The following is a 3062-nucleotide window of genomic DNA, read 5'->3' as shown; positions in this document are numbered from 1 at the left end:
CTGAGGTTGAAAGGGTGGGGTGACAGCGGGCGTTGGCGGTGCTACATCCTCGTCATGAGGTATGCGGATGGCGGCGGGTTGACCGCCGTGGGGCGGGCGAAGCGTGAAGCGGTGCGCTTCGAGGCCGCGGAGATGTTCAAGCAGGGGGTGCGGCCGCCGGAGGTGGCCGGCAGATTGCGCGTGTCACGGAAGTCAGCGTATGCCTGGCACGCCTCCTGGCGTGAGGGTGGCAGAGCAGCCCTGACGTCCAAGGGGGCCGGCGGCTTTCCGTGCCGGCTGGGCGATGTTCAGGCGGAGCGGCTGCAGGCCGAGTTGGAGGCCGGGCCAACGGCGCATGGCTGGATGGAGGACCAGCGGTGGACCCTGGCGAGGGTCGCGGAGCTGATCCACAGACTGTTCGGGTACCGGTACACCCCGCGCGGGGTGTCGTACCTGCTGCACAGGCTCGGCTGGTCGCCGCAGGTCCCCGCGCACCGGGCCGTCGAGCGGGACGAGCAGGCCGTTGGGCTGTGGCGGACGGAGCAGTGGTCACGGGTAAGAGGACGGCCCAGCTCCTGGGCGCGTGGGTAGTCTTCGAGGACGAGGCCGGGCAGGACCTGAAACCCGGAAAGGGCCGGACCTGGTCGCGACGCGGGCAAACGCCGCTGGTCAGGGTCACGGGCAAGGGTTCCGGCCGGGTCCTGATGGCCGGGATGATCTGCATCAGACCGGGACGCGAGACCAGGCTGATCTACCGGACCCAGACGTACCGGGGCCGTACCGGCGAGAAGAAGGGCTTTCGCGCCCGCGAGTTCGCGGACCTGCTGACCTCCGCCCGTCGGCAACTCGGCGGTGCCCCGCTGATCGTGGTGTGGGACAACGCCAGCACCCACCACGCCAAAGCCTTGCGGAAGTTCTGCGAGCGCAACAGCGAGTGGCTGACCATCGTCAAGCTGCCGCCATACGCACCCGACCTCAACCCCGTCGAAGGCGTGTGGGCCCACCTGAAGAAGTCCCTGGCCAACCTCGCACCCCACACAATCGACGACCTCACTCCGCTCGTGAAGAACCGCTTGCGCGGCATCCAACGCCGCCCCGAAGTCCTCAACGGCTTCATAGCCGAGACCGGACTGGCACTGGAGCCCCCGTAGCGTCACCCCACCCTTTCAACCTCAGCGGCAACTTCAGCGGATGGCTGTTGTGGCCGGCGGATCGCCGGGCCCGTCTTCGGTCGGGCTGAGGGCGAGGTTGAGGGTGTCGATAGCTTGGCGCTGAAGGCGGAGTCGGACGTGGGCGTAGACGCCTGCGGTGATGCCGATGTGGGCGTGGCCAAGGAGTTCCTTAATCACGATGAGGTCGACGCCTTGTTCCAGGAGCAGGGTGGCGGTCGAGTGGCGGAGGTCGTGGAAGCGGATCCGTCGGAGCCAGCCCGGTTGAGGAAGCTGCGGAAGCGGGGGGTGAGGTTGGCGGGGTTGAGAGGCCGTCCAGTCGGCGTGGTGAAGACCAGGCCGCTGTCCCGCCAGGCTGGCCCTGCGGTCTCGCGCTCCTTGTCCTGTCGCTGCTTGTGCTTCCTGAGGGAGTGGATGCATTCGGTGGGGGGCGATGCGGCGTTCGGATGCCCGGGTCTTGGTGGGTAGATGCGTGAGGCCGCCGGTGCGGGTGCGCTGCAGCGAGTGCCGGATGCTGGCCGTTCCGCCAGTCCCGTTGCCGTCTCCCGTGGGGCAGATGGTCGCCGGGATGGGCGCCGAGGACGGCAGCGGGCACCGGGGGCGGGTAGGCAATGTGACGCATCCCTCCCGTGGTGGAGGTCTGCGTCTCGTACGTTCGGCCCCGGCGGGCCGGCGCCGGAGTACGCACCGCTCCGGGGTGGCCCGCCCTGTGCGGTCTGGTGCGTCGCGCGACGGCAGCGGGCGCCACAGTGCGTGATGCACCAGCGCCTCACACCCGACGAGCGGGAGAGCCTCATGTGGGTGTCGGCCGAGGCATTCCGGTCGTGAACCGGATGCCGGCTATTGATCAGAGACTCATGGGGTTCTCGTCCAGGGCGTAGCGGACGTGTGGGCCGCCGAAGTAGCCGCGGACGATGTGCGGCTGACGCTGGCGTCGGCGGAAGAAGCGGCGGGTCTCGGCGGCGAGTTCGGCCTGGTCACGGGCTCGGTGCTGCCGGGGCAGGCTGTGCTTGAGGTCGGCGTTGACCAGCTCGTCGGGGTTCAGCTCTGGCGAGTACGGCGGCAGGAAGTGCAGTTCGACGTCGTCGGGGTGGGCGGCGAGCCAGTCGCGGACCCTCTTGGAGCGGTGGGCGGAGTGCCCGTCGACCACGAGGTGGACCTTGTGGTCGAAGTGGCCGGCGAGCCGGTCCAGGAAGCGGCACATCACCTCGGCGGTGAAGCTCTCGGTGAAGACCATGAAGTGCATCCGGCCCTTGGTGCTGATCGCCGACATCGCGTTCACCGAGAACCGGTTCCCGCTCCGCCGCACCACGGGCGTCTTCCCCTTCTCGCCCCAGGTGCGGCCGGTGACCTGATCCGAGCGGATGCCGACCTGGTCGGCGAAGAGGATCTCACCGCCTTCGGCCTTCGCCTTCGCACGGATCTTCGGCCAGGTCTCCTGATGCCAGCGCGCCACCGCCTCCGGGTCCTGCTCGACGGCCCGCTTGTCCGGACGCTGGAAGGACAGCCCCCACCGCTTCAGGTACTTGCCCACCCCCGGTTCGGTCAGCCGCACCCGGTACAGCTTCGCGATCAGCTCACCCACCAGCCGCCGCGTCCACAACTGCCCACTCACCCCCACGTCGCAGGGCCGGTGGTCGAGGACCGCCTGCCGTACTGCGGCCTGCTCGGCCTCCCCGAGGACCTGGTGCACCCCGACCGGCTTGCCCCGCGGCTGCATGACCAGCGCCTCCCGTCCGCCGGCCTGCCACTTCGCCCACCACCCGTCGACCGCCTTCAGCGACACCCCGAAGACCGCCGCCACGTCCTCACGGTCCCGGCCCGCCACCAACGCGGCCACCGCCCGCAGCCGCAGGGCCTCCTGCGCCGACGGCGACAGATGCCGCGCGTCCCCCACCAGATCGCTCACACCCC

General features: G+C 69.7%; 3 protein-coding genes and 1 pseudogene. 2 read left to right on the top strand and 2 right to left on the bottom strand.

From position 1 onward, the window contains the following. Nucleotides 1-54 precede the first annotated feature (54 nt). Nucleotides 55-570 carry a winged helix-turn-helix domain-containing protein gene (locus FVS66_RS22725; RefSeq protein ID WP_149181543.1) on the top strand — a complete coding sequence of 172 codons (516 nt, stop codon included), beginning with the start codon at nucleotides 55-57 and terminating at the stop codon, nucleotides 568-570. After that, complete coding sequence (locus tag FVS66_RS22720) at nucleotides 525-1130, top strand: IS630 family transposase (protein WP_149182005.1); 606 nt, start codon at nucleotides 525-527, stop codon at nucleotides 1128-1130. The genes FVS66_RS22725 and FVS66_RS22720 overlap by 46 nt, the downstream gene beginning before the upstream one ends. 33 nt (nucleotides 1131-1163) lie before the next feature. On the opposite strand, the pseudogene FVS66_RS22715 reads toward FVS66_RS22720, so the two are convergent. After that, nucleotides 1164-1676, bottom strand: a pseudogene (locus FVS66_RS22715) (site-specific integrase); the annotation flags it as partial. Nucleotides 1677-1995: 319 nt separating this feature from the next. Beyond that, nucleotides 1996-3045: an IS630 family transposase gene (locus FVS66_RS22710; RefSeq protein WP_262387150.1), complete on the bottom strand. Its 1050-nt coding sequence runs from the start codon at nucleotides 3043-3045 to the stop codon at nucleotides 1996-1998. Nucleotides 3046-3062: the final 17 nt, after the last annotated feature.

The organism is Streptomyces sp. TRM49041, from assembly GCF_008271805.1.
Taxonomy (GTDB): domain Bacteria; phylum Actinomycetota; class Actinomycetes; order Streptomycetales; family Streptomycetaceae; genus Streptomyces.
This window is presented reverse-complemented; position numbering and strand designations above follow the sequence as displayed.